The organism is Bradyrhizobium sp. USDA 336, from assembly GCF_044908355.1.
GTDB lineage: Bacteria > Pseudomonadota > Alphaproteobacteria > Rhizobiales > Xanthobacteraceae > Bradyrhizobium > Bradyrhizobium yuanmingense.
The window spans coordinates 17,511-42,261 of record NZ_JBIYDC010000001.1; the positions used below are offsets into that span (position 1 = coordinate 17,511).

Genomic DNA, 24,751 nt, shown 5'->3' on the forward strand with positions numbered 1-24,751 from the left:
TCCCCTTACCGGCCGGCCGATTTATTGATGTTCCAGAAGACATTCAAGTTTGGCACCTCCAGTACACCGGTCAGCCGGTCCTTGCGGTAAGCAAACGGAAGCGACCATTGGCCGAAGGGTATGTAGATGCCCTCGGAATACACGCGTTGCTGGATCTGCCCGGCGATGCGCCTAGCTTCCTCCGTTTGCGCATGCGGCCAGCGAAGGCGCAAATCTTCGATCTGCGGGTCACACGGCCACCCATACCAAGCCTTGTCGCATGAGGCAGTGATACCTGGGTGCGTCAAGGGATTGGTGACTGGCGGCCCGGAAAGCGAAGTCAAGAAGATGTTCCATCCGCCATCGGTCCTTGGACCCTTGTTTTCGCGACGTTGGACAAGTGTGCCCCAGTCCATCGATTGAAGATCGACGTTTAGGCCGGCCTCGCGCATCTCCTGCGCGAGAACAAGAGCAGCTGCGTCAAGCGCCGCGTTGTCCGTGGCATTGAGCAAGACGATAGGCTCGCCCCTGTATCCGGCCTTCAAAAACAGCTTCTTGGCTTCTCCAATATCGCGCGTCGGTCGGCCGTCCACCATTTCCAACGCCGAACCGCACCCGAAGACAGCCCAACACTCGCGTGCATGTTCGCCGAGGCCAAGTGCGCGCATCATGCTTTGCTGATCGACGAGTTTCTCCATTGCCAGCCGCGCCTCAAGCTTGTCGAAGGGCGGCTGCAGATGATTGAGGCGGATCATGCCCTGCGACCCGATCCTGCCGCGCTCGCCGGTGCCGATATTCGGATCGGATCTCAACATGGGCAGGTAATCAGGGGCAGGTTCCGATAGAAAGTCGATCTCACCCCTTCGGAGGGCAGCAAAAGCAGTTTGGGGATCAGCAATAGTCAAAAACTCGACACGGTCCACCAATGCCCGCTTTCCGCCAGCCGTGCCGGAGGCCGGCTCGTCGCGCGGGATGTAATGAGGATTTTTGACGTAAACGAGCTTATTACCGGGGACCCACTCATCCTGCTTAAACAGGAATGGCCCTGAGCCAATCGTCTCTGAGATCCGCTTATTCGGATCCGTTTCAGCGAGCCGGCGAGGCATCATGAAGGGGATAATCGGACCGCTTTTGGCCAACAGATCGAGCAGGGGCTCGAAATGTTTCGAAAGCTCGATCGTGAATGTCTGAGGACTAACAGCAGTTATGTTCGTGATGTTGGCGAACAATATCTGGGCGGCGCCGTCCTTCGCTCCCCAACGTTTCAGTGAGGCAACGCAGTCCTGCGCCGTTACCGGAGCGCCGTCGCTCCAACTTAACCCCTCGCGGAGCGTGAACGAGTAGATCCTCCGATTCTCCGATACAGAGAAGCTATTGACCATCTGCGGCTGAGGCCGCAGATCGGCGTCCAAGCCGAACAAAGTATCGAAGACCATCATCCCGTGGATCGCGGACTCCGTTGCTGTCGTTGCGATCGGGTCGACAATCTTCACCTCGGCTCCGAGCACCACGCGAAGCGTGGTGACCTGATCGCTCGCGATCGATTGGACCGGCTGCGCAAGCGCAAGAGCGACGCTCACAGTAGCAAGAGAAAGAAATTTGATCGTCCGACGTCGTGATATCGCGTGCCGCATTAGTCCAATCCCTATGAGAACGGGTCCGAAGCTTTGGCGGTTGCAATAGCGCCATTACATGACAGTATGTTGACGGTTGACCACAATCGTCGACCGTTGACCGTCAGGCCAGAATCGTTATTATTTCCGTGCGAATTTGGTCCGCAAGGGAGACAAAAATGACATTGGCGATTGTGGAAAGGCTCTTGAGTCTGATCGAGAATCTCGGAAGCGGGCCATACGGGTCGGCGCAGCTGAGCGAGTTCGAGCATGCCGTGCAGGCAGCTTATCTCGCCCGAGAGGCTAAATCAGGTGACGAGATGATTACGGCGGCGTTGCTTCACGATGTCGGCACCCTCGTCGTGAAGGCTGCGGTGGGCCATGCGGTGGTTGGGGTGGATAACAAACATGAAGAGATTGGCGCGGCCTTCTTGAACGGTTTTTTTCCGCCAGCCGTTACTGAGCCTATTCGTCTGCATGTTCCTGCAAAGCGCTATCTCGTGGTCGTCGATGAGGCGTATCGGAATGCGCTAACAGCACCAGCCCGACGCAGTTTAGAACGGCAAGGTGGCCCTTTCACTCCTGAACAGCTCAAGGCGTTCGAAGCGCTGCCCTTCGCACACCAAGCAGTACAGCTTCGCCGCTGGGACGATCTGGCTATGACTCCCGGTGGCGTGCCCGCGCAATTGCACGAGTTCAGAGACGCGGTCGAGAGTGCGTTGCGCCCGGATATTCGTGAGAACTTGCGGATGCTGGCCGCGGCCTGACTGAGAGGAGAGAGTCTACGAGATGTTGAAACCTATCGAAAAACGCAGTTCGGAACAGCAGGCGACCGAAGCGCTCCGAGCAGAAATATTGTCTGGCCGAATTCATCCAGGCACCAGATTGGTGGAGGCCGATGTGGCGCAGGCCTTCGCCCTAAGTCGAGGCACCATACGCGGCGCACTGCAGCATCTGGCGACGGAAGGCCTGATCGTGCCCTCGGCCTTCCGTGGATACGAGGTCACCTCGCTGACGTCGCATGACGTATGGGAAATCTATACGCTGCGTAATGCCTACGAGAGCATGGCCGCGCGGATGGTCGCAGGATCGATTGATCCGTCGAAAATTCAACGGATCACCGATGCATTCAGCGCATTGAAGCGTGTTGTTGAGACACACGACAAGGCGGCTATTTTCGAGCACGATGCGAAGCTGCACGGCACGATCGTTTCGCTAACGGAACATAGTCGCCTTCAATACGCGTACCGTATTCTGGCCCAGCAGACTCGCCTTTTTTACGTACTATGCAACGAGTTCATGTCCTTCGAGGATTACGTAACCTCGCATATCGACATCGTCGACGCGATCCTTGCGGGCGACGTCGACCGTGCGGGCAGACTCGCCGCGGATCACAACACGGCAGATGGCCAGGCCGTCGTCGATAAGTTGCGCGCACAAGAAACGGAGGCGTCAGCGAGAAAGCCTTTTGGGTTTGCATCGTTTCGTCCTAGCCAACTTACGAGCAAGGACATTGCCGGATAGGCTCTCATGGCTTTGCCGGAGTGGTCCGCGATTAATGCTGTCGACCTCTTCGAGAATCGTAAAGCTGCTTCACTTGCCGTGACGCACACGATCATTTCCTAGTTGGGGTATCTCGCCGAGGGATCAATGCGTCACCGGAGCAATTGTTGATCATGCATGAGCCGATTGGAGCGTCGTGGACAGCCAATCCGGCGCTTTCAAGTCGCTGTTGTACGGCTTCCGATCAAGGGTCCGTTGGACGCACATGATGAGGCAACGGATTGCAGAGCGCCGCTGGCAATGGCGCTAAGATCCACCGCCGTGCGACAAGTATCAACTCTCGTCGTAGCGTTGAGAACACCGAATAGAACGGCTAAGTGGGAAGATCTTGATGACCGAGAAACTACGTGTTGCACTGCTGTTCGGTGGGCGCTCCGCCGAGCATGATGTTTCGATTATGTCGGCGAAGAACGTGTGCGCGGCGCTCGATCCGTCCAAATACGAAGTCGTTCCGATTGGCGTGAACCGAGGCGGCGAGTGGATTCTCTGCGACCTTCGTGCTGGAGCGATACCCGAACAAGTTCCCCAAGTCGGACCGCGTGTGGGTATGTTACCTGGGGGGAAGGGTAAGCTCATAGCGGCTGTTGATGCCGGCGAGGCAGCCCCAGAGCTCCCCGTTATCGACTTGGTTTTTCCTGTTCTTCATGGGCCGTTTGGCGAAGACGGGACGCTGCAGGGGGCGGTTGAGCTGGCAGGCGTTCCCTGTGTCGGGCCAGGTGTCTTTGCTTCTGCAGCAGCCATGGATAAGGAAATCGCCAAGCGCCTGCTCGTGGCCGCGGGACTAACGGTCGCACGCTATCGAACGCTTACTGCTGGTCAGCTGCTTCCGGATTTTGAAGAACTGGTGGCCGAGCTGGGAAGACCGTTGTTCGTGAAACCCGCACGGTTGGGCTCGTCCGTTGGCGTAACTAAGGTTGAGGCGGCCGAAGAGCTCCGCCCAGCCATCTACGCGGCGTTTAAGCATGATTGGAAAATTCTGATCGAAGAATGCCTCCGCGGCCGCGAAATTGAGTGCGGCATTCTCGAAAACGCGGACGGGTCACTCTTGGCATCCATTCCTGGCGAGATCATCCCAACGAACCGCTACGCCTTCTACAGCTACGAGGCAAAGTATCTCGTCGATGACGGCGCGGATCTACGTGTTCCGGCCGATCTGCCCTCGGATGTGAGCGAAAAGATCAAAGATGTTTCACGACGCGCCTTTCAGGCCTTAGGCTGCGAAGGAATGGCCAGGGTTGACTTTTTTGTGCGAGAAAACTCGGAGCTCGTTGTCAACGAGCTGAATACGATACCCGGATTCACAAATATCAGCATGTACCCCAAAGTACTACAAGCAAGTGGAGTCCCGTATTCGGAGCTAGTCGATAGGCTGATTCAGCACGCACTTGCCAGATCTACGAGAGGCTTGTGAACCGTGATGCACGCTTGCCAAGCGGACTTCGGTGAACCCTCCATACCCGCGTCGCAACTCATTTCGGCGCCGAACATGAGGGCCAAAATGTTGGCCCACCACGGTGTCGTTTCACTAGCTGGACCAGCGTTTGGTGGATTATGGTGTCATTCGGCCCTTTAATTGCGGATTGTTGTCAATCACCTTTTAAACGTTCCGACGGCTCGACGGTAGCGCTCGCGCCGTCGGCGCTGGTCAGGATTGCGGAGACGGCGCGAGCGCGGCTGATACGTACTTTGCCGGCCAAGCATTGGATCGCCCGGACTGGTTGATGCCTTCGCTGGGGTCATGGTCCTTTCCGAGGTCGCGCAGCGCCTCACGATGATGTCCGGGTTGGGCGCCTCAACGTTTGCAGCGGAATACGGTCGAACCGCCACCAGCCGAATGAACGAGGTCACCTCAACGCCGTCCCAGCGGGACATCGCCAGTCCGGCAGACCGGACCAGGAACTTTCGAGCAAATATCAGTCTGGCTGCGGCTGCCCCCAGTCGAAGGATGTGCCATCGACCCAGATGCAGTGAAGGATGACTGCGATCTTTCGGGCGATGGCAACCTTTGCCTTCCTCATACCGATCCGCTTGGTTACGCGTCTTCGCGCTGGCGCCGCGCTTTACCTCGAGATCGGTTAGGAACGCGCCGATGAACGTTGTGTCCAGATCGGTGAGCGTCAGGGCCGATGGGGGCTTCCGCAGCTGCACCTGTGCGAACATGAACAGCAGCCGGAACGTGTCCCTGTAGGAGGCGATCGTGTTGGCGCTAACATTGCGCTGGCGCATGAGGCGCTCGGTGAAGAAGCGCTCGATCAACGTGGCGACATTGCAGGCGGGCTTCATGGCTTCACCTCCCATCGCTGATCGAGACGCCGCGCCGCTTCTTCCATCAACTCGGGGCAGGCCGAGAGATACCAGTAAGTATCGCGCACGCAGGCGTGGCCGAGGTAAGTGGAGAGCACTGGGAGTTGCTGCTCGACGTCCTTGCCTTCGCGATACCAGTCGAGCAGCGTCCGGATGGCGAAGCGATGACGGAAGTCGTGCACGCGTGGCCCGGTACGATCACCTGGGCGCCGCAGCCCGATCTCTCTGGACAATCGCCAGAAGACGCGATGAACGTCCTGGTGAAGCAAGCGGCCTCCCTGTTCGGCAACGAAGAAGGTCGAGCCGCAGCGTGATCCGAGCAGTGCATCGCGCCGGTCGGCGTAGTCGCGCAGCGCGGTTCTCGTCGTGGGATGCAATGGTACGAGCCGCGACTTGCCGAACTTGGTCAGCCGGACCGTCAGCACGCCGGCGTCGAGGTCGACGTTATCACGCTCCAGGCCAATCGCTATAGCGCGACAATCTGGGGTTCTTCCGCACATTTGGTGCAGGGTGCAGGATTCACGAACAGTGCGAATAAGGGCATAAGGTCGGAATCGCAGTCGACGCCCGTGATTCGCCTTGCTCCATGCCTTCCGCTCACTGGTTTCCCCCGAACTTTCGATTGTCCAGATCCTTCCCCAGACCGACAGGGTAGTGCTCGTGGCTCGGCCGAAGTCAGCGGTCTCGCTCTGCCCCTGTTGCGGCGGCCAGACGGGTCGCGTCCACAGCCATTACGAGCGACGCTTAGCCGATCTGCCATGGCAGGGTCGGGTTGTCGAAATCCGGCTTCAGGCGGCGCAATGCGATCCGCAATGCGCGCGTCGGATATTCACTGAGCGGCTACCGGCAACGGTGCGGCCGAAAGCAAGACGCACAACCCGCCTCGGCGGGAGCCAGCTGGCGATCGGCTTTGCGGTCGGCGGTGAGCCCGGCTCTCGCCTGTCGCGCAAACTGTTCATGCCAGTCAGCGGCGACACCTTGCTCCGAATGATTCACTCGGCTCCCTTGCCGGATTTCGTTCCCCCGACCGTCGTCGGCATCGACGATTGGGCTTGGCGTCGTGGCCAGCGATATGGAACGATCATTTGCGATCTGGAGCGCAATTGCGTGCTCGATCTGCTTCCCGATCGTAACGCCGGCAGTGTTGCGAGCTGGCTGAAGCGCTGGCCGGAGATCAAGGTCGTCGCCCGCGATCGTGCGGGACTTTATGCTGATGGCGCACGCTGCGGCGCCCCCGACGCGGTGCAGGTGGCGGACCGCTGGCACCTGCTCAACAGTCTGGGTGAGGCCTTGCGCCACGCGGTCGGTCGCCATCGTCACAACGTGGCCGCCGCCGTGCAAAAATCATGATGTCCGCGCAACGAGCGAAGACCGGCAGTTCCGCGCCGCCGCCCGGCCTTGCACAGTTGCGGGCGGATCGAAAGACTGCGCGACGCGAACGCTGGGATGAAATCTGTCGCCTACGCGAGCAAGGTTGCCCGACATCCAGGATCGCGCAACTGCTCGGCGTCGACAGGCGCACTGTTCAGCGCTGGCTGGCCGCTAGCGGCGAACCGGAGCATTCGCGTCCTCACAGACCTTCACATCTTCTCGCGCCCTTCGCGGCATGGCTCGAAGCGCGGTGGGCCTCCGGCTGCCAGGTGGGCCAGCAGCTTTGGCGGGAGCTTCAGCAACAGGGTTATACTGGAAGTCGGGTGACCGTCGCGCGATGGGCCGCTGACAGGCGTGCACATGCAGACTCGGGAGGAGCAGCACAACCGCACCCGACCTGGAAAGCTCCCACGCGTCGTCGCTGTGCCTGGTATTTAAGCCAGGATCCGGATCAGATCGATGCTGAAGCCCGGCTGTTCCTCGGTCGCCTGTTTGCGCAAGCTCCGGAACTCGCCACGGCGGCCGATCTGGCGAAGCGGTTTGTGTCCCTTCTCAGTGGCAGCGACATCGCCGAGCTCGATGAATGGATCGCACAAGCAGCCAACAGCGAGCTCAAGAGCTTCGCCAACGGCATCGCGCGCGACATCGACGCGGTCCGAGCGGCAATAACTACCTCCTGGACAACCAGTCCGGTCGAAGGCCAGATCAGTAGGATCAAAGCCATCAAACGATAAATGTACGGTCGGGCAAGCTATCCGCTATTGCGTCGACGCGTCCTTCTGGCTGCTTGAGCATGACCGGGCAACCTACCCAACCCCGATCGCTCAGGCTGCACCAAATATGCGGAAGAACCCCTGATTGCCGCGCCGCAAATCGCCTCGGATATACGCATGCCCGTCACCGCGATCAGCCCGAACAGGGTATGGTAGGTCCATCGACGCAGCCCGTCCTCCGGCGGCAGAGCTAGCGCCGCCGTCAGCAACGCATCGATCTCCGCGTCGCTATAGGCATATGGCTTGGCACGCTTCCATCCTGGCAGCATGCCGACGGGCGGCACCTCCGTTCTCGGATCGAAGTTGGCGGCATGGCGCGCGAACCCGCGCACGTCGCTCAATCTCAGCGCCCAGGATGCATGACGATCGGGCGCCAGCGTTGCCCATTCCCTTGCCAGCTTCGTCGTGATGATCCTGGCTTTGCGCTTCTTCATGAAGGCGACGAAGTCGGCGAGCCGACGGGTCTGGTGCTCGTACTTGTATCCCAGCCCCTTGCGCATGCTCAGGTACCTATCGAGTGCGGCGCGCAGATTGGTCATTGCACGTCTCCCGGCCAGGGCAGGCTCAATGTTCTCAGCGCATCGACGTCGACCTTCGCGTAAATCCGGGTGGTGTCGTGGCTCTCGTGCCGCAGCAACTGTCCGATCTCCGACAAGGTCGCGCCAGATCGGAGAAGCTCGGTGGCGAGACTGTGTCGGAAGATATGGGCGCCACGGTGTGCGCAACCTTCGATTCCAACGCGATCGAGAGCGACCTTGGCGATCATGGTGATCGCACATCCGGAAGCAAAGCCAACGTGTGGCGCGAGTGTGCGGACGAACAACCGTCGACACGACGTCTTTGGGCGGCCATTGCGCAGATATGCAACGATGGCCGCGCCAACGTCTGGCGGTATCGGCATCCGTGCACGCTGTCGACCCTTGGCCCGAACGAGCATCTCGCTGGCGCGCCAGTCGATATCATCGAGGGCGAGCGTCGCGACTTCGTCGGCCCGCAGGCCGAGCTTGGCCAGCAACAACAGAATGGCGTAGTCGCGCCGCCCCATCACTGTCTCCCGGTCGCAACCGTCGAGAGCCTTCCGCACCTGAGCGGCGGACAGATAGGTCGGCAGAGTTGCGAGCCTCTATCGGCGCATCGATGGAACGCAATCCGCCAACGGGCGCGCGTTCAGCCCCCGATGGTGGAGGTAACGGAGAAAGACACGCAACGACCAGCACATCGCCTTGCCTGTTCGCGGGCTCCAATCCTGGGCATGGCGCCCAACGTAGCGGACCACGTCCTCTTGGCTGATCTTGCACAGGGCGCCGGCGCTGCCGGAGCATACCTCGTGCAGGAACCTGCGGATGACTGGGAGATGGCGGGCGATGGACCTCGGGGCCAAGCCGCGCTCTGATCGCAGGTAGGCATCGAACTCCTTGAAGATGCGTTCGTGCGGGGTGAGAGGCGGTAGCACCAACGGCGCGATCGCGCCTTCCTCGCGCAGCACCGACAGCCATCGCTTGAGCGCAGCTCGGTCACCGGGTTGGATAGACTGCCTCCCGCCTCGATGTCGGAGGTACCGCTCAACGACCTGCTCATCGAGATCGACCAGCTTGTAGCGACGGCCTGCGATCCAATTCAGGAGCCCGCTAACCACGTTGAGGCAACGCCATGTGCCGTGCCGAACGAGCCTCTCTTCGACGAGACGAGCGGCGTAGCGCTCGACGAACTGTCCGTGCGGCCCGCTTCTGAGACGCCGGTATAGCCGGCTTCTGCTCAAGTACTCTTCAACTTCCATCTTCCTGTTCTCCGCTGTTGAAAGCGGAGGCACAGAACGAACTATGCCGAACCGATCAAACGCCGGTCGGCGAGAAATCTGGGGAAAATGATCCGATTCGGCATAGTTCGGCGGGCGGCATAAACCTGCCTATGCCGCGCTCGGTATAGGCAGGTTTCGACCAGGGAGGCGATGATGGCCCAGTGCTCGGCACCGCCGTCGGAGCCAGCGAACAGCGCATTTTTCCGGTTGAGCGCGATCGGATGTCAATCGGCGTTCAAATTTTGCATGCCGAATGACAGACCGGTGATCGGCCAGCGCTTCAACGCCTCCCTCGCGGTAGCGATCATACCAGCGATAGAATGTGGCGCGCGGGATACCGAGCTTGTCCAGTGTGCACTTGGCCGGAAGATGCGATTGCTCGACCAGCTGGATGATCTCGGCCTTCTCGGAGGCGGGATACCTTATGCCTCGTCCTCCCCATCCCCGTTCATGCTTTTTTTGAGCAGACGGTTCTCTAGGGTCAGATCGGCTACGGCCTCCTTCAAGGCGGTCGCCTCCCGGCGGAGGTCTTTCACCTCGCCGGAGGTCGCAGCTCGCGCCGCGTCGCCGGCCAAGCGGCGCTTGCCGGCTTCGAGGAACTCCTTGGACCAGCCGTAATACATCGAGGCCGCAATGCCTTCTCGGCGGCAGAGCTCGGAGATGTTCTCCTCGCCACGCAACCCTTCCAGCACGATGCGGATCTTCTCCTCCGCCGAATAACGCCGGCGGGTCTGTCGCCTAATGTCCTTTAGAACTTGTTCTGCCGGTGCTTTTGCCCGGTCCGGATTTCTGTTTCATCTTCGCTCCTGGTGGCTACGATGAACCAGAAATTCTCCCTCCGCAAAATCCCTCTGTTTGTCTCACAGGCCCTGACGGCGAACAATTTCACTGATTATCAAAGGTCTTCACCGATGTTGCGATGCGCGTCGCGATAACCGCCCACGGCAGCGCAACATGTCCCTACGCGGCTGATCGCCATTGACGCAAATGGCGCGCATAGGTCGATCCCGATCTGCCGGACCTATCTCTCCTTGAGGGGCGGCGTTGCCGATTGAGTATATTTGCTGTGTGCTATGGTCCTTACATAAATGTAGATCGCGCTTGCGATGATCAGTACAAAGCCTGTTATTGCTTGTCCGTCGGGTATCTGGTTCAGGAACGCAATTCCCAAGGCCGCAGCGAAGAGAACGTTTGCGTAACGAAAGGGAGCGACGATCGTCAAAGGGGCGCGCTTGAGCGCGGCAAGCTGCGCAAACTGTGCGGAAACTGCGAGCGGCCCCATTGCTGTGAGTGTCAGTGCGTCGGCCATCGAAACAGCTCGCCAACTATAGTAGCCGGGTACGGTCAGAACTAGGAGCCCGAACAAATTGACGATCAGCATCGTCAAAATGGTAGTCTGATGTTTTGCCGCATTACGAAATAGGAATACTTCTGTGGCCCAACAAGCCGACGCGACTGCAGCTGCGCCATACCCCGCTAGATTGTACCAATTCGCCTCGCTTGTAACCGGATCGGCAACAAGTATCGCCCCGGAAACAGCGAGCGCTATTGTCACGATGTGATGCCAGCTTACACTTTCACGGTCGATAGCCACCGCAAAAAGAAGGATGAGGGCGCCGTGTGAGCACAATATTGCTTGTACATTTGCAATCGGGACGCGGGAGGCTGCAAACAGCGTAAACATAAGCGTAGACATTCCGACTGATGCTCGCAGGAGATGCAGCCATATAGCAGCTCTGGACAATTTCCGTGACGAGACTGGCTCCGGCAAGATACGAAGCGGGGCCAATGCGCCTAGTACCAAGCTCCCTCCGACATATCTAAGGAAAGCCGATTGGATTGGGTTCGCCGGTACGTTCCCGAGCTGAGGCAGAAAGAACATGACAGTCAACAGCATCGTAGATAAGACTGAAAATGCGATGCCTGCGACCGTTTGCCGCTCGATGGCAGAATGGCTCTTCAACGTCGTGTCCTGTGGCCTGCTCACTGAAGGGCGTCAGCCGCGAGTTATTGGCTCTCGCTGGCGATGCGAAGAAGTCCGTTATATTTGATTACACGGTCCATGCGCGAGAGTCCGCCGGCCTTGAGGTGGCTGGCTTGCCCCGCGACAGCAAGATGCGTGATGAAATCATCGTCATTCTCGCCGCTTCGCTGCGAGACCAGTACGCCAAGGCCAAACTGATGCGCGACGCGCATTGCATCCAGCGTTTCGGTTACCGTGCCGATCTGATTTGGCTTTATGAGCACCGCACTTGCGAGCTTTGCCATGGCGCCGTGTCGAATACGTTCTGGCGACGATGCGAAAAGGTCGTCACCGACAACCATCAATGTAGGTTCGGAGGACTGGAGAAAAGCGGTCCAACTAGCCTCGTCCGTTTCCGCAAACCCATCTTCGATATAGCCGATCGGATATCTAGCCAGCAGTGAGCGATAAACCCGAGTCAGCACGGTAGAGGAAACGGCTTGCGCGTGTTCCGCCGAATTAGGTCCGTCATAGGCCCAAGGATAGGTATATTCATTACCGTTGAAGAAATCGGTCGCCGCGAGATCCAAGCCAAGCAGATAGTCACGTCGAGGTTCGAACCCACAAAGATGCATCGCTTCCGAAATGATCTCAAGCGGAAGGTCGCAGTTCTTCGCGACGACGTCGAAGGCGCCCTGAGGGCCGTCGGCGGCGGGTATACCATATTTCTGCAGGACGTTTTTGGTAGCGGCCCGCGCCCGCATCCCCATTTCAAGATGGAAGGCAGGACCGGTTGATCCAATCGGTATGACCAGAAATTCGATCCCCGAGATGCCCGACCCCGGCGATTTAGAGCCGTCGACAATATTGAACATTGCGGTCGGCAAAGGCATTTCCCCGCTGCCCCCGAGATGTCGATAAAGCGGGATGTTGCGCGCCGCGGCACCGGCTTTGGCCACCGCCATCGACGTAGCCACACAGACATTACCGCCGAGTCTGGATTTGGTCGGCGTTCCATCGATCGCACAGATGACTGAATCTAGTCGTGTTTGATCGGTGCAGTCCAACCCGACCAACGCCGGTCGAACGAATTGTTCAACCATATTCAAGGCCGGCAATACCGCGGCAAGCGTGCCAGCCGCAGCTTCGTCTTCGACGACGAGCGCTTCATATTGGCCCGTCGTCGATCCTCGTGGAGCGATCGATCGTGTGCTTGTGCCATTGGCGAGCCGGATCTCCACTTCGATCGCCGGATTTGCATTGGAATCGAGGACTGCGCGGCCGATGACAGTTTGGATGTTCATTGAATTCGACCTCGTTCAAGACCGAGCGCTGCCAAACAGCTCTCCACAATGCGGTCGGCCGAGAGGCCGAACAAATCTAGTAGTTCGTTGTAGGATCCCGTTTCGGTAAACCGATCTTGAATTCCCAAGCGAAGGTGCCGGATAGGCAGACCGAGCTCAGCAATCATCTCAGCCATGGCACTGCCCAGGCCGCCGATGATGTTATGTTCCTCGATTGAAACCACTAGCGAACAACTGCTCAGCCTCTCGTGCCAGAACTGTTGCGGAAAGGGTTTGAGCCGGAGGACGCTGAATACCGATGTCGCTACACCGATCTCACGGAGAGAGTTTGCGGCCGCAATGGCTTCGGATGTCACCGCTCCCGTTGTGACCAGTGCCACATCGCATGGGCCGCCCCAGATCCGGATCTCACGATCTGCTTCGTACCTACCGCCCGGAATTGGAGGCGCCGCATCGCGCGCAAGCCGCAAGTATACTGGCCCTCTATGCTCCGCTGCTGCTTGCAACAGCACAGCCACGTCAGCATCGTCCGCGGGCGAGTAGATCCGCATATTGGGAATGGCACGCAGAAAAGCGATGTCCGCTATTGCATGATGGGGTGCCCCTTCGCGAGAGGCGGAAATTCCGGAATAATGTCCGGCAATTTTTACATTGAGATTCGGATAGGCGATGGACTGAATAATTTGCTCGCCGGCCCGGGCGATCATGATAGCGGCAAAACCACACACAAACGGTATATACGCGTGCATCGCCAAGCCGGCCGCCATGCTCATCATGTTCTGCTCAGCGATGCCGACATTGAGAAACGCGCTGGGATTGAGTTCTCCAAAGCGATAGGATCTGGTCGAATGAGAGCAATCGGCGTCTAAGACGAAGATATCCGGCTGAGCTGGCCCGAGTTCGATCAATGAGGCAGCGAAGGCGTCACGCATTGAAGGCCTCCGTCGGCGCAAAGTCATTGCGCATTCGCGCCGCATCAGCGACCGAATGCCAGTGCCAGTCGTCTTCCATATAGGATACGCCCCTGCCCTTGATGGTTTTGGCAATGATCATTCTGGGCTTTCGGCCGCAAACGGGTCGCTCAAGTGCCGATACGATCGCGTCAATGTCATGGCCATCGACCTCGATCGTTTCCCATCCGAAGGCGGTCCATTTTTCGCTAAGGGGTGATAGAGAGATAATATCTTCCACCCGTCCGTCATGTTGAATGCCGTTGTAGTCAATGATGCCGCAAAGATTGTCCAGGCCGAGCGATGATGCGACGAGTCCGGCCTCCCAGATCTGCCCTTCCTGCGATTCCCCATCGCCAACAATAACGAAGGTCCGGCTACGGAGCTCACGTCGCTGGGCGCCGAGTGCCAAACCGATGCCAACGGACAATCCTTGACCTAGCGATCCCGTGCTGACCTCAACGCCAGACGTGAAACGCACATCCGGATGTCCCTGCAAGGCTGTCCCGAATTTTCGTAGCCCCCAGATGTCTTCACGCGGAAGGATGCCAAGATCAAAAAGAATTGAATAAAGCGCTGGCGCCGCGTGCCCCTTAGACAATATGAGATAATCTCGTTCCTTCCACATCAGATCGGTGGGGCGAAAGCGCATAACCCGATAGTACAGGGCGACAAGCAGCTCGACACACGACAGTGAGCTTCCCGGATGCCCCGTACCCGCTTCTGCGATCATCTGGAGGATATTCAAGCGAATTTCGGCGCATTTCTTTTCCAGCAATGCCGTGGAGTTCGAAGTCATTTCCATTGGGGTTCATTCTCCGGCTCGACGATCAGACCAAATCTAGGATCGGTTGCGGCGCTGTGGACAATCGTCGAAGACAGCTGCGACCACAGCTCGAGCGCCCGGCCAGCCTCGTCGAATTTCGTCTCGCCGATTGCGCAGATGGCTCTCGCCTCAAGGGTCGGCGCGATGAAGACACCGGACCAGAAAGATGGAATGTCTTCGACTTTAACCGGGCGTGCGACCAGCTTCCACTGGTCGCCCAGAGACGCCGCGCGTAGAATGGCCTGAGGAATCGGTAGGCACCGCGCCGGTTGCTCGACGATTAAGGCCAGATCAGCGTCATTCCCAAAGAGAAGGATGACGCCGTCGGGACGACCTATGATGTGGCCATGTGGGTCGACCAAGAGAGCGCAATCGAAGCCATGTCGATCCGCCCAACGTCGTGAGAGTCGCTCGAATGCGTGAAAACACGCAAACAGGCGAGATGCCAAGATCGCGTCGGAAGATACGGGTCTATCTCTGAATATCCCGCAGCGGAGTGATCCCTCCGAAGTGGCCGCTTCCGAATCAACGACTCGGATAAAAATGTCTGCACTGGCCGATCGTGCAAACTCGCCAGATGCATTCGTCGCGATAATTCGCAAGACGCAGGCTTGCTGAGGTACTGCCCGCCGAACGAGTTCTTCGATCTCTGCCGCAATATTGTCTTTTGCCGCTGGCAGTTCGAGGCAAAGCTCAGCGCAACCGCGCTCGAGTTCGGCGATAACGTCGGAAAGATCTCCAATAATAAGCCACTGAGTATCGGATTTTGGCTGGACCGGAAGATCTATCGACACCGTCTGCCCGTAGGCAACCGTCGGGACGTGGACCGCAACGGCACCGGAGGGAGTGGTTGTAAATTGGTTATCGCGCCATACGAAGGTTGTCATGCGCGCCTCTGAATCATCTCTTGATGGAGGGGAAATTCCGTCAAGATGTCATTCCAGGCCGCTCGCTCAGGGCCCGTTAATCTCTTAAAGTTATCTGAAATTGTCTCACCGCTTGGAGCGACAGGAAAAGTCACAGAGCCGATTTTCTCAACTGTCACGATGCCCAGCGAAGAGCTGCACATCACGGCCGCTTCCATTGTCGAGATCTCGCTCACCGGTATTGATCGTTCAACCCACGAAAGTCCGCACTCAATCTGGCACACTCGCCGGACCAAGTATCGAGTGAGGCCGGGGAGAACCCCATCGCTGACAGCCGGAGTCAGAGCCTCGCCGCCCCTTATAAACACCAGCGAGGCGCGAGGGGTCTCGGTGACGTTCCCATCTTCGTTGACAAAGACCGCGTCATCAAAGCCGGCGGCTAGCGCCTCATTCGTCGCGACCCGCCCGAGGGCGTAGTGACTCATTGCCTTGACGTGATGGGGCACGCCACTGTTGGCGAATCTCTTAAACCGGGAGATCACCAAGCGATAGGGCCGCTCCAGCGCGTAGCCCCTGAGAGACCTAAGGAAGACGACGACTTCGGCGCTTTCTTGAGCGGAGCGCCGGCCCTCGCGCGCTAGTGCGAATAGCCGCAGGCCCATTGCTTCTTGCGGACGGTTTTTCCGGATGACTTCAGATATGACAGAGTCGAGTTCCCGCGCACTGAAGCTGATGGGCAGGCAAAGCGCTTCGCAACTTCTCTGAAACCGGGCCAGATGCCCCTCGAGGTTGAAGATATACGCGCCTCTGGCGTCGGTCAAAACGCGTGCTCCATCGAAGACGGCCGCAGATTGCGTAACTGCCTTGGCATTTGTGGAAATGAGGACATCATCGGCAGTGAACTGTCCATTTCGCCAAGCGATCATTTTGAACGACTCCTTGAGATTCACGGCGACGTAATTCGCTGACGGCGGTCGAGCTCCTGCTGCTCGCTCAAGAAATGCGAGAAGCGCTCGGCAACCTCGTGGGGCGCGACTTTCGGCCGTCCGAGATTTTCGATGGAACCGGGAAGAGTGCGCACGTGAAGGCAGTTCGGACCAGGCCTCGGCTGAAGAGCGCGAAATGCCCGCGCAAACTCCTCAATGCCCGTGACTGAAATGATGTGGCGATAGCCGTTGGCTGCTGCAATCGAAGCCCAATCCACCAGGCTGGAAACAGTCTGCTGTCCTCCAGTGGAATCGTGAACGCCGTTGTCGAGCAGGATATGAAGGAAATTCTCGGGACTACGCGCGCCGACCGTGGCGAACGTACCCATGCGCATCAGAGCCGCGCCATCACCGTCGACAACGACGACCGGCTTTGGAGAATTCATCGCGACACCTAATCCCACGGCGCTAGCGGACCCCATCGCGCCGATCATGTAGAGATGCTGGTCCCGATCCTGCAGCGAGTAGAGTTCTCGGCCAGTTTTACCTGTGGTCGCGATGATTGCCGCATCGTCAGGCGCTAGGCCCAGCAAACGTTCAAGGATTGATATTCGTGCTGGCCGTCCGGTGTTCTCGCCCCAACGTTCAATGGTTCCGGTGGGCTTGGGACCTAGTTGTTTCTCCGAAGGCCTGGTTTCCTCGAAATCGCCCTTCTTGACGATCAGCCCGTAAGACGAGCCTGATGCAATAGTCGGCGAAATGATCGTCTTGAACGTTTGGGCCAAGTTCTCTTCGTTGGGTACGAGGCCCGTTGGTATTTCGAGAAGATCGAGCATTGATGTCGTTATTCTTCCCATCAGCTCGTGTTGGGGCTCATCAGTCTCGCCTGGCCGGCCACGCCACGTAACGATCAAGAGACTCGGGATTCGAAATGGAAAATTAAGAGAGGTCAGCGGGTTGACCATATTCCCCAAGCCCGAGTTCTGGGACATCACGACCGTCTTTTTCCCCGCCAGGTAGGCGCCTGCGGCTATCGCAACAGCCTCTCCTTCACTTGTCGCAATGACATACGACAGGTCGCGTCGCCTGCTCGTCTCATTGACCAGCGAAGTTAGGAAAGAGCACGGCACTCCAGTATAAAAGTCAAAGCCCGCCTGCAGAGCGGCGTCCACAAAAGTCGCTGCGCTAAGCATCACAATCTCCAGCTGCGACGAACCAGACGGATGTTCTTTGATCGAAGGTTAGAGTTGGCTTAGATGCCTCATAGCTATTTGGTAGCCACCTTCGAGCGGCGACTGCTGGCGAGCCGGTAACGACTCTCCATCCAGTCGAGCTCCGCATAGGCGCCCTCTAGTAAACGAGGTTCGCTTGCACAGAACGCTGTTCGAGCATGAAGTACGCGATGATTGTCGACGATGAACAGATCTCCCGTATCCATCTTGAACGTGACGTTGAGTTCCGATCGTCGCAGGATTTCGGCAAAGTGTCGTAGCGCATCGTACCAGTTTTCGACGATGTCAACCGGCGCGATGGGGCCGAGCATGGATCGATTATTGTATCGGATTTGCTTCGGGCGGCCCTGCCGATCGAGGGCGATCAGCGGGGCTGCGTCCTCAAACCAAGCGTCGTTCGTCTTGTATCGGAACTGCACGTCAGTCGACGAGAGAAGATCATAGTGTGATGAGTTCTCTTCGCGCAGGAGATCTGCCGCCTTGAATCCATCTGCAACGACCGACTCGCCGCCCGCGAACGAATTCTGAAGGCAATGCAGAAGTTGAAGGCCGGGAACTGGATTTCGGTACGGATTGTCAGTATGCAACGACAACCCCTTTGCTGTGAATGCTAGATTGCTGGGATCAGGTACACACTTGACGTCGAAGGTCTTTCCAAGACGGCTTTCCTTGATCTTCCCAAATGAGGCGACAACCTTTTCAACATAACGTTTCTCAGCAGGCACTTGATGGAGAATGGCGAAACCCAACTCCACCACCGCTCTGTACCATCGGTCTTTCGCGGCGGCATCATTGGCCACTTCCGGCCATTCAAACGACGGGAGGTTATCACCGAGCTCGCTTCCCCAAGGCCGTAAAGCAACCTCGTCCCTCACGGGTCCACCGTTGTAGTCATACTTGGAGGCGAAGAGCCAGGTCGGGTCGAAAATGCTGTGATGACCGTCCGGAGCAAAGGTTACCTCGACCTGATTGTTGGCATTGAGATGTGCATCGACGATTTGCGTGGCCGGGTCCAGTTGTTCAATGTCAATGTGCTTTTGGCCGGTGCTGAGCTGAACGGTTTGGGAATCTTGGGCGTTATGACGCAACCAGACGGCGTTGAAACGACTTACCGCTCCGTCGCTCCAAGTGAGCGTGAGTAGAGTGCCGCCGTTTGCAACCTTGCCGATACATGCGGTGCCGTCTTGGTTGTCAACTGCGAGGCGTAAGGGCATGATTGTTCCTCCTGAAATTCAAAGATACCGGCGCTGGACTAGACCACGAGCGTTTACGCTGCCCCGAGAACTCCCGTCAAAGTATCGACGAAGTCGTGGAGCGTTTGCTGGGGCATATTGAAAGCGGGCGCGAGCGTCAGATGGTCGCTTAAGACTTGGCCGCCAACCGAGGCGCAGACGCCGGGCATCGTTAGAATGCCGGCCTCGAGAGCCTGTTCGTAGACAATGCTGGACCCGTTTCGGCTGCAGCGTTTTTGAAAGTAGTCGTGGTCCAAGCAGACCGAGTATAACAGACCCGCGCCACGCACGCCCACCACGGGTAGCACGCCGACGAGGCTCGACAAGCGTTCGAAGAAGACTCGTTCGAGTTGCGCTCGGTTAGCGCTAATGCCCGGACTCTTGAGGTGCTCGATCACTCGCGAGCCTAAAGCAGCCCCCACCGGGTGAGCACTGTGGGTATGGCCGAGGAGATTTACCTCAGCCGTGAGAGCCTCGGCGATATGATCGGCAACAAGCACCACGCTCATCGGAAAGTAACCGGCGGTAATCGCCTTACCAAGGATGAGAATGTCGGGCTTCATTCCAAGGCGCTCGGACGAATACACTGGCCCAGTTCGCCAAAGCCCTGTGGTGATCTCGTCGCAGATCAGGAGAATCCTATGCCGATGGCAGAGCGCCGACACCCTCTCCGCATAGTCTTGAGGGATCGGCGAACAGCCGGCAGCATTTCCCAGAACGGGCTCAATGACGAACGCTGCGACGTCGTTGACGAGGGGCTCTTCAAATGCGTTCTCCAATTGTTGGTAAGGGCGGTCGTTTTCGTTTTTAGCGGAACCGGCTGTTAACGCTTTTATCGGAGGCGCAATCCTTATGACGTCCCCCAACAATTCGGTGTAGGAACGACGTGCCGTCTCATGTCCGGTGACGGTCAACGCACCGAGCGTTGATCCGTGATAACTGTATGAGAGAGCAATTGTCCTCCAACGCCTTCGAGACCCTACTGAATGCTGATACGAGCGGGCAATGCGGAGTGCCGCTTCGACCCCGTCCGACCCAGAGACTGAGAAATAAGCGCGGTATTTAACTCCATGTAGGGATCCGCTCAGCTTGTCTGCGAGGCTTACAGCGTAAGCGTTGTCGAAACGAGCGCTGTGGACGTAGGGCAGGAGCGACGAAGTCTCAAACAGACATTCGGCAAGATCCACCTCCGAGTAGCCCAATACCGCGGCATACGCGCCCGAAATACCATCAGTGTAGCGTTTTCCCGAAGTATCGATGAGTGCAAAGCCTTCGGCTCGCGAAATGGTTCTGAGTTGCTGATGCGGCTGACGTCCGAGAATCGCAGCACTAGATGCTAAGATACGCTGATGCATTCCAACTACCCGATGTTCGACGGCTTTCCTAAATCGTATAAAAATAGATGCCGCGCTCCACGAGATCCGGCATGCTTCGATACAGCGATATGACTTTTGGATTCGAGGCTTTGACCATGTAGGTCGTCGCGCCGACTTCGCGACAGTGTGACAAAACAGATCTCAGCAGGAGTTTAGCAATTCCCAATCCACGGAACTCCGGATCCACAGCGAGTCCGTCGTTCCGACCATGGCTGAAACCGATAGAAAGAACGGGCGTGATTTCGTAGAGTATTACGCCGACTATTCTGTCTCCGAGCCTCGCGACCAGCCCGTGCTTTCGCTCGTCGGCGAGGTATAGATCGAAGGTGCTCTTTGTCCTAGGATCATTTAGGTCGCATGAATATTTGGGTCCGAGATGTCGAAAGAGCTCGACAACTGCCCGATAGTCGCTCTCGCGGAGCCTGGTGATCGCGATGGCCCCCAAGACAGGCTTGCCGCTATCGGCGGTCACTTCGGGACGCGGCATACTGCTGAGCTCAGGCATTTCCCTCACCGAGGTCCTGACTTTGGTGTCGTTTGAAGCATCCATGTTACTTGGCGGGAGGTAGTTCTCTTCTGCTTCGCCGGACTCGCCTCCTCTCGAGCCGGCAACTCTTTTGTTTGCGATGCTCCGTTCTGATCGAGCCGGACAACAGATGCATTGTGAGAGCGGCCCAGACGACCTGGAGTCACGGCAAGCGGAGACAACGTCCCTAGTAGTCGATTGGGACAATTAGAGAGAACAAAGTGTGATTGATATTGCATGCCGAGTTCCTTGGAGGAGACTGCGCCGCCGACGTTCGGCCACCATAAATGACATGCGTCTGTCATCTAGAGCAAGCTACTAGAAATGACAGTTGAGGAGGCGCGAACAGCTGAACCAACGTTATAAGGCGCGTATCGTTCTCGACGATCTCATTCGGCGGGACGTCGTGGTTTCCGTTCCTTTGACCTAAGGCTGCGAAGAAAAGGACCGACCGGCGAACGTGTCACGGTGGACTAGATCAACTGCTTTTCCATGGCGATACGGACGGCCTGCTGGAGATTGCTGGCGCCGAGTTTGTCGCGCGCGTTATCCAGATAGAACTGGACTGTTCGTGGCTTGATCCCAAGCAAGTTCGCGATCACATTCATCGACTTGCCGTGCGACGACCAGCTGAGCGAGGTCGCTTCCTGCGTCGTCAACGTCACATCGCCCATTTTGAACGACGATCCAGACGCCAGGCTGAGGCGAACATGAATGTAGGTGAGTGCCAATGCCGCCTGCATCGGGTCCCACGGCGGGACCTCGACCCGCCGCCGATCCGATGCGAGTGTGATCATCGCGGTGCGGCCATAGCTTGTCCTGATCGGAACGGAAACGCCGGAGCGGATGCCGAAGTCAGTCGCCTCCGAATAGAATTGCTCGATCTCGCGCGCGAGCTCCTGCGCAGGTTGCGTTCATCCGCCGACCGGGCGAACATCCGCATGCTGCGCTTGGCGGTGGTCACGACAGGGTCGATGATCGTGTATCGCTTCGCAAAATAGAGGTTCAGCCATTCCGCAGAATAATCGCTGAAAGCAACCGCATCGTCGGCGTGAATATGAGTATAGGCATAGCGATCGAAGCCGGATGAGACAGTAAACCTCTTGAGCGCGCTGCGAATGGAGCGTTCGTCGTGCGCTAGATCGACAGCGTCGATCAATCCCTGTAACAGCCCATCCAATGTAAATTCCTCCTCGTCTTCTTCTTAGCCTTCAACGAAGATTTGCCTTCCCGTCCAGCGTCCCTCCAAGCGCTTGCACCAAACTCAAACGGTGCGGCGACATTGACGACATGTAGTTGGGGGTAGCGCTGACGCGCCACAGGCTCGACGCTTCCGAACGGCGGTCGAAGGATGGAACGTCCATGAGAAGGAAAACCATATCCATGCGACGATCAGCAGGCTAAGATTGATGGCAAAGGCAGTCTGATAAGCGATGGCGGGATAATGCCCCGCCACGGGCGTCCATTGCTCAAGCACAATGCCCGTTGCGGATTGCAGGACAAATGCTTCGCCGATATAGAACACGTTAAGCGCAGCATTACGCGCCCAGCAAGTTCTTTCGGGAAGTAGGTGGCCAGGATTGCATAACTCAGCACGGTAGCTGCGCCGACCACGGCCACGGCGCCCCACAGCAAGTATGATGACATCGGGCATCGCAAGATGATCGCGAACTGGATCGCGATAAATAGAAGGCCGACAACCGCAAGCCGCGCCTCGGTTCCAATTCCATAACGACGAAACCGGTCGGCCAGAACACCCAACAAAAGCGCGCCCAGGCTGAGCGCGGCGGCCATGACGAACAAGTGCTGCACCACCGCCGTGCGATCAAGGCCGACGTCGGTAAGCCACTGCGCCGCCCAAAGGTCATGCAGCGCCCAAGCCGTACCGACGGAAGTCGCGGACAACGGTGCTAGACGCCAGAAATGCGGATCCGTGTAAATCTTCCTGAGGCCGGCCATGGCCGTCCCTCTGATGGTTGGCGTTGTCGATGCACTTTCGGGCACTAAGAGATAGATAAGAGCCGAACAGCCGGCCGTGACGACGGCTAACAGTGCAAAGAGCATCCTCCACCCGATCCAAGTCAGCAATAACTGCGTCGGCGAGGTCGCAGTGACCGCCCCCAAACCACCGACCATGACCATAAGACCATTTAGAAACGGCAGGCGATCCTTCGGAAAAGACAAAACGAGGGTTTTCAATCCAGCAGTCATGCTTGCGGCGACGCCGAGACCGAGCAACGCCCGGCCAACGAACAGCACGAGAAAATTGTCTGATACCGCAAACAATGCTGTGCCCACTGCAGCAACAACCAGCAGAACGCTCTGGATTTGCCGCGGACCATAATGGTCCAAAAGGATGCCGATCGGTATCTGCGCCGCCGCGAAGGAAAGGAAATAGGCTGAGGTCAGCAAGCCGAGATCACCAGCGTCGAGCCCCAACTCCAACGTCAGGGGCGCGGCGATCAAGGCGTTGATTGTTCTGAAGAGATAGGAGAGGTAATAGCCGACAGCAAAAGGCAGAAACACCCGCACGATAAGTGCGGGGCCTCCTATCACGCCCGCAACTGCCGGTCGCGGCACCGAAGAATGGCTTGGTGTGGGCGGCCGCAAAAAGGGCGTTGTGTCAGCGCCGATAAATATCTCGGGCGTCGATCTGGTCGCACCATCAACTGTATCCGATGGGCGACGGTCTAGTTCTGAAGAGTTGTAATTCGTGCTGCGGGCAGCGCTTGCCGCAAGGTCGCGCGCAAAGCGGTCTTTATTCGCCATGGCGCGCTGGTTCATCGTCTCCCGTAGAAGGGATGTCCCCCGCTCGACGCGGCGTCCTACTTGCGCGGCGAATTCCTCGAACCGTTCGGAGCCAACCAGAGATGCAATATTCTGCTCTGACCTCGTTAGAGGGGCGTAATGGCCAAGTGAAAGCGTGCGTGATGGGCGACGACGACCTCGTTCACCGTCTTGAGATCGGCGCTGAGCCGATCGACCTGATCGTTCAGCTTCGTGAGGCCTGTCACTATCGCGAAATGCTCGCTGGCGCTATCAGGCTCCAAAAAGCGATCAAGGGCGGCTTCAATGAGCTAATCGCCATGGCTTCGCTTAGATGAACGCCGGTCCGCAATTCCAAGGGAATACTCGCTACGAAGCGGTTGGAGTGTTGGACATGCGGTCAACGGACTGCTTGACGTTCGCGCGCCTATCGTGCCTCATCTCAATTCTCAGATCGGATTGGTCATCAATCGCCGGATACCCACGGCGCCAGCTTCCGCGCTCGACGGCTGCCAGAAAGCAGTCGACCTGAGCATTGAACGCTGTCGGCTCTTCCAGATTGATGGTATGGCCCGTATTGGGGCAAATCCAAAGGCCGGCGTTTTGAAGCACTGTTTTTAGCATCAGGTTCGTCTCGAGGCAGGGAGCGTCTTCATCCCCCAAGGCCAGCAATACCGGTAGTCGCATCTTTGAGAACTGATGGCGCAGATCATGTAGCGGTGGCCGCAATGCCTGACAGCGCACCATCGTATTCGATATTCCCCGCTGGGAATGATGACGCAGGCGTTCCATGAACTCTTGCCAACTCCGGGTGTCCTTGTATTTGAGCTGAACGCGAGTAGGGCCGTACGCCATCTTCCGAGCCATCGCGTCCATCCCGCGCTCGATGAAGGCTCGCGCGAGAACGGAGGTTTCTCGCAACCAAGCGTCACGCTGGGAAGGAGCCGACCCAGATCCCACACCGGCCGCGACAATCGCGCTTACTCTCTCCGGATACCTCAACCCAAATTGCAGGGCGGCATATCCGCCCATGCTCAATCCGACCAGATGTGCGCGTTCGACGACGAGGCCACGCATGAGAGCGTCGATATCATCCACGGCGAGCTGCCAGCCATATAGAGCAGGCTCTTCAGGAACGTCGCTGGGCGGATATCCGCGGGCATTGTAGGTGATGCAGCGGAAAGCACGAGAAAAATAGCGAACCTGGGCTTCCCATTCGCGGCTGTCTGACCCGAGTTCGTGCAGGAAAATGATCGGATGACCCTCCCCAGTTTCCTCAAAATAAAGCTTCACACCAGTGGCATCGATGTATGGCATCCGACCTTGGCTATCGGCATGAGTCTTTCAATCATCCGCGCGACGAGTTCGGCGGGATCGGGCGCT

Annotated in this window: 25 protein-coding genes and 4 pseudogenes; 6 read left to right on the forward strand and 23 right to left on the reverse strand. The window is 57.9% G+C overall.

The features are described from left to right. Window positions 1-5 precede the first annotated feature (5 nt). A complete protein-coding gene (locus ABIA45_RS00095; protein ID WP_404650760.1) occupies window positions 6-1,613 on the reverse strand; it encodes an ABC transporter substrate-binding protein in 1,608 nt (535 codons plus the stop codon). A gap of 158 nt (window positions 1,614-1,771) precedes the next feature. Here ABIA45_RS00095 and ABIA45_RS00100 point away from each other — a divergent pair, with 158 nt between their 5' ends. From ABIA45_RS00100 to ABIA45_RS00110, 3 genes are all read left to right on the forward strand, one after another. Then, on the forward strand, window positions 1,772-2,359 hold the full coding sequence (locus tag ABIA45_RS00100; RefSeq protein ID WP_404650761.1) for an HD domain-containing protein: 588 nt from the start codon (window positions 1,772-1,774) through the stop codon (window positions 2,357-2,359). Between the two features lie 22 nt (window positions 2,360-2,381). Continuing rightward, window positions 2,382-3,116, forward strand: a complete 735-nt coding sequence (locus ABIA45_RS00105; RefSeq protein ID WP_404650762.1) for a GntR family transcriptional regulator — start codon at window positions 2,382-2,384, stop codon at window positions 3,114-3,116. Window positions 3,117-3,486: 370 nt separating this feature from the next. Next, window positions 3,487-4,566, forward strand: a complete 1,080-nt coding sequence (locus ABIA45_RS00110) for a D-alanine--D-alanine ligase family protein (RefSeq protein WP_404650763.1) — start codon at window positions 3,487-3,489, stop codon at window positions 4,564-4,566. A 502-nt stretch (window positions 4,567-5,068) separates the two neighbouring features. Here ABIA45_RS00110 and ABIA45_RS00115 read toward each other — a convergent pair. The 3 genes and pseudogenes from ABIA45_RS00115 to ABIA45_RS00125 all read right to left on the reverse strand — a co-directional run. Continuing rightward, window positions 5,069-5,191: pseudogene (locus ABIA45_RS00115) on the reverse strand (IS110 family transposase); the annotation flags it as partial. A 55-nt stretch (window positions 5,192-5,246) separates the two neighbouring features. Next, window positions 5,247-5,453 (reverse strand): annotated as a pseudogene (locus ABIA45_RS00120) (integrase); the annotation flags it as partial. Further along, window positions 5,435-5,959, reverse strand: a complete 525-nt coding sequence (locus tag ABIA45_RS00125) for a tyrosine-type recombinase/integrase (protein ID WP_404650764.1) — start codon at window positions 5,957-5,959, stop codon at window positions 5,435-5,437. The pseudogene ABIA45_RS00120 and the gene ABIA45_RS00125, both read right to left, overlap by 19 nt. A gap of 79 nt (window positions 5,960-6,038) precedes the next feature. Here ABIA45_RS00125 and ABIA45_RS00130 point away from each other — a divergent pair, with 79 nt between their 5' ends. Together ABIA45_RS00130 and ABIA45_RS00135 are read left to right on the forward strand one after the other, a co-directional pair. Beyond that, window positions 6,039-6,809, forward strand: coding sequence for an ISL3 family transposase (locus ABIA45_RS00130; RefSeq protein WP_404650765.1), 771 nt, complete (start codon window positions 6,039-6,041; stop codon window positions 6,807-6,809). Further along, the gene (locus ABIA45_RS00135) at window positions 6,806-7,564 is read left to right on the forward strand and encodes a helix-turn-helix domain-containing protein (RefSeq protein ID WP_404650766.1); all 759 of its coding nucleotides are present in this window, start codon (window positions 6,806-6,808) and stop codon (window positions 7,562-7,564) included. Before ABIA45_RS00130 ends, ABIA45_RS00135 begins: the two co-directional genes overlap by 4 nt. Window positions 7,565-7,581: 17 nt before the next feature. Here ABIA45_RS00135 and ABIA45_RS00140 read toward each other — a convergent pair whose 3' ends face one another. The 18 genes and pseudogenes from ABIA45_RS00140 to ABIA45_RS00225 form a co-directional block, all read right to left on the reverse strand. Continuing rightward, window positions 7,582-8,142: a hypothetical protein gene (locus ABIA45_RS00140; RefSeq protein ID WP_404650767.1), complete on the reverse strand. Its 561-nt coding sequence runs from the start codon at window positions 8,140-8,142 to the stop codon at window positions 7,582-7,584. Further along, window positions 8,139-8,714, reverse strand: a complete 576-nt coding sequence (locus tag ABIA45_RS00145; RefSeq protein ID WP_404650868.1) for a tyrosine-type recombinase/integrase — start codon at window positions 8,712-8,714, stop codon at window positions 8,139-8,141. The genes ABIA45_RS00140 and ABIA45_RS00145 overlap by 4 nt, the downstream gene beginning before the upstream one ends. Before the next feature lie 12 nt (window positions 8,715-8,726). Continuing rightward, on the reverse strand, window positions 8,727-9,380 hold the full coding sequence (locus tag ABIA45_RS00150; protein WP_404650768.1) for a site-specific integrase: 654 nt from the start codon (window positions 9,378-9,380) through the stop codon (window positions 8,727-8,729). A 41-nt stretch (window positions 9,381-9,421) separates the two neighbouring features. After that, window positions 9,422-9,622 (reverse strand): annotated as a pseudogene (locus tag ABIA45_RS00155) (hypothetical protein); the annotation flags it as partial. 37 nt (window positions 9,623-9,659) lie between these two features. Beyond that, window positions 9,660-10,199, reverse strand: a pseudogene (locus ABIA45_RS00160) (transposase); the annotation flags it as partial. 223 nt (window positions 10,200-10,422) lie between these two features. Beyond that, window positions 10,423-11,388: a DMT family transporter gene (locus ABIA45_RS00165; protein ID WP_404650769.1), complete on the reverse strand. Its 966-nt coding sequence runs from the start codon at window positions 11,386-11,388 to the stop codon at window positions 10,423-10,425. Between the two features lie 20 nt (window positions 11,389-11,408). After that, a complete protein-coding gene (locus tag ABIA45_RS00170; protein ID WP_404650770.1) occupies window positions 11,409-12,668 on the reverse strand; it encodes a hypothetical protein in 1,260 nt (419 codons plus the stop codon). Then, entirely contained in the window at window positions 12,665-13,600 is a 936-nt protein-coding gene (locus tag ABIA45_RS00175) for a transketolase family protein (protein WP_404650771.1), read from the reverse strand. The genes ABIA45_RS00170 and ABIA45_RS00175 overlap by 4 nt, the downstream gene beginning before the upstream one ends. Next, window positions 13,593-14,423, reverse strand: coding sequence for a transketolase (locus ABIA45_RS00180; RefSeq protein WP_404650772.1), 831 nt, complete (start codon window positions 14,421-14,423; stop codon window positions 13,593-13,595). The genes ABIA45_RS00175 and ABIA45_RS00180 overlap by 8 nt, the downstream gene beginning before the upstream one ends. After that, window positions 14,414-15,331 (reverse strand): aminotransferase class IV, encoded by a 918-nt coding sequence (locus tag ABIA45_RS00185; protein ID WP_404650773.1) that lies wholly within the window; start codon window positions 15,329-15,331, stop codon window positions 14,414-14,416. Before ABIA45_RS00185 ends, ABIA45_RS00180 begins: the two co-directional genes overlap by 10 nt. Next, on the reverse strand, window positions 15,328-16,236 hold the full coding sequence (locus ABIA45_RS00190) for an aminotransferase class IV (RefSeq protein WP_404650774.1): 909 nt from the start codon (window positions 16,234-16,236) through the stop codon (window positions 15,328-15,330). Before ABIA45_RS00190 ends, ABIA45_RS00185 begins: the two co-directional genes overlap by 4 nt. Window positions 16,237-16,256: 20 nt before the next feature. Then, window positions 16,257-17,429 (reverse strand): phosphonopyruvate decarboxylase, encoded by a 1,173-nt coding sequence (gene aepY / locus ABIA45_RS00195; RefSeq protein ID WP_404650775.1) that lies wholly within the window; start codon window positions 17,427-17,429, stop codon window positions 16,257-16,259. Between the two features lie 74 nt (window positions 17,430-17,503). After that, the gene (locus ABIA45_RS00200; protein WP_404650776.1) at window positions 17,504-18,682 is read right to left on the reverse strand and encodes a TauD/TfdA family dioxygenase; all 1,179 of its coding nucleotides are present in this window, start codon (window positions 18,680-18,682) and stop codon (window positions 17,504-17,506) included. A gap of 53 nt (window positions 18,683-18,735) precedes the next feature. Further along, window positions 18,736-20,055 carry an aminotransferase class III-fold pyridoxal phosphate-dependent enzyme gene (locus tag ABIA45_RS00205; protein ID WP_404650777.1) on the reverse strand — a complete coding sequence of 440 codons (1,320 nt, stop codon included), beginning with the start codon at window positions 20,053-20,055 and terminating at the stop codon, window positions 18,736-18,738. Between the two features lie 28 nt (window positions 20,056-20,083). After that, window positions 20,084-20,581, reverse strand: coding sequence for a GNAT family N-acetyltransferase (locus ABIA45_RS00210; RefSeq protein ID WP_404650778.1), 498 nt, complete (start codon window positions 20,579-20,581; stop codon window positions 20,084-20,086). 494 nt (window positions 20,582-21,075) lie between these two features. Further along, on the reverse strand, window positions 21,076-21,486 hold the full coding sequence (locus ABIA45_RS00215; protein WP_404650869.1) for a LuxR C-terminal-related transcriptional regulator: 411 nt from the start codon (window positions 21,484-21,486) through the stop codon (window positions 21,076-21,078). Further along, window positions 21,396-21,782 carry an autoinducer binding domain-containing protein gene (locus ABIA45_RS00220; RefSeq protein ID WP_404650779.1) on the reverse strand — a complete coding sequence of 129 codons (387 nt, stop codon included), beginning with the start codon at window positions 21,780-21,782 and terminating at the stop codon, window positions 21,396-21,398. The genes ABIA45_RS00215 and ABIA45_RS00220 overlap by 91 nt, the downstream gene beginning before the upstream one ends. A gap of 212 nt (window positions 21,783-21,994) precedes the next feature. Then, entirely contained in the window at window positions 21,995-23,386 is a 1,392-nt protein-coding gene (locus ABIA45_RS00225) for a nitrate/nitrite transporter (protein WP_404650780.1), read from the reverse strand. An 86-nt stretch (window positions 23,387-23,472) separates the two neighbouring features. On the opposite strand from ABIA45_RS00225, the gene ABIA45_RS00230 reads away from it, so the two are divergent. After that, a complete protein-coding gene (locus ABIA45_RS00230) occupies window positions 23,473-23,706 on the forward strand; it encodes a hypothetical protein (protein ID WP_404650781.1) in 234 nt (77 codons plus the stop codon). A 31-nt stretch (window positions 23,707-23,737) separates the two neighbouring features. Here ABIA45_RS00230 and ABIA45_RS00235 read toward each other — a convergent pair whose 3' ends face one another. Continuing rightward, window positions 23,738-24,685, reverse strand: a complete 948-nt coding sequence (locus tag ABIA45_RS00235; protein WP_404650782.1) for an alpha/beta fold hydrolase — start codon at window positions 24,683-24,685, stop codon at window positions 23,738-23,740. Window positions 24,686-24,751 lie beyond the last annotated feature (66 nt).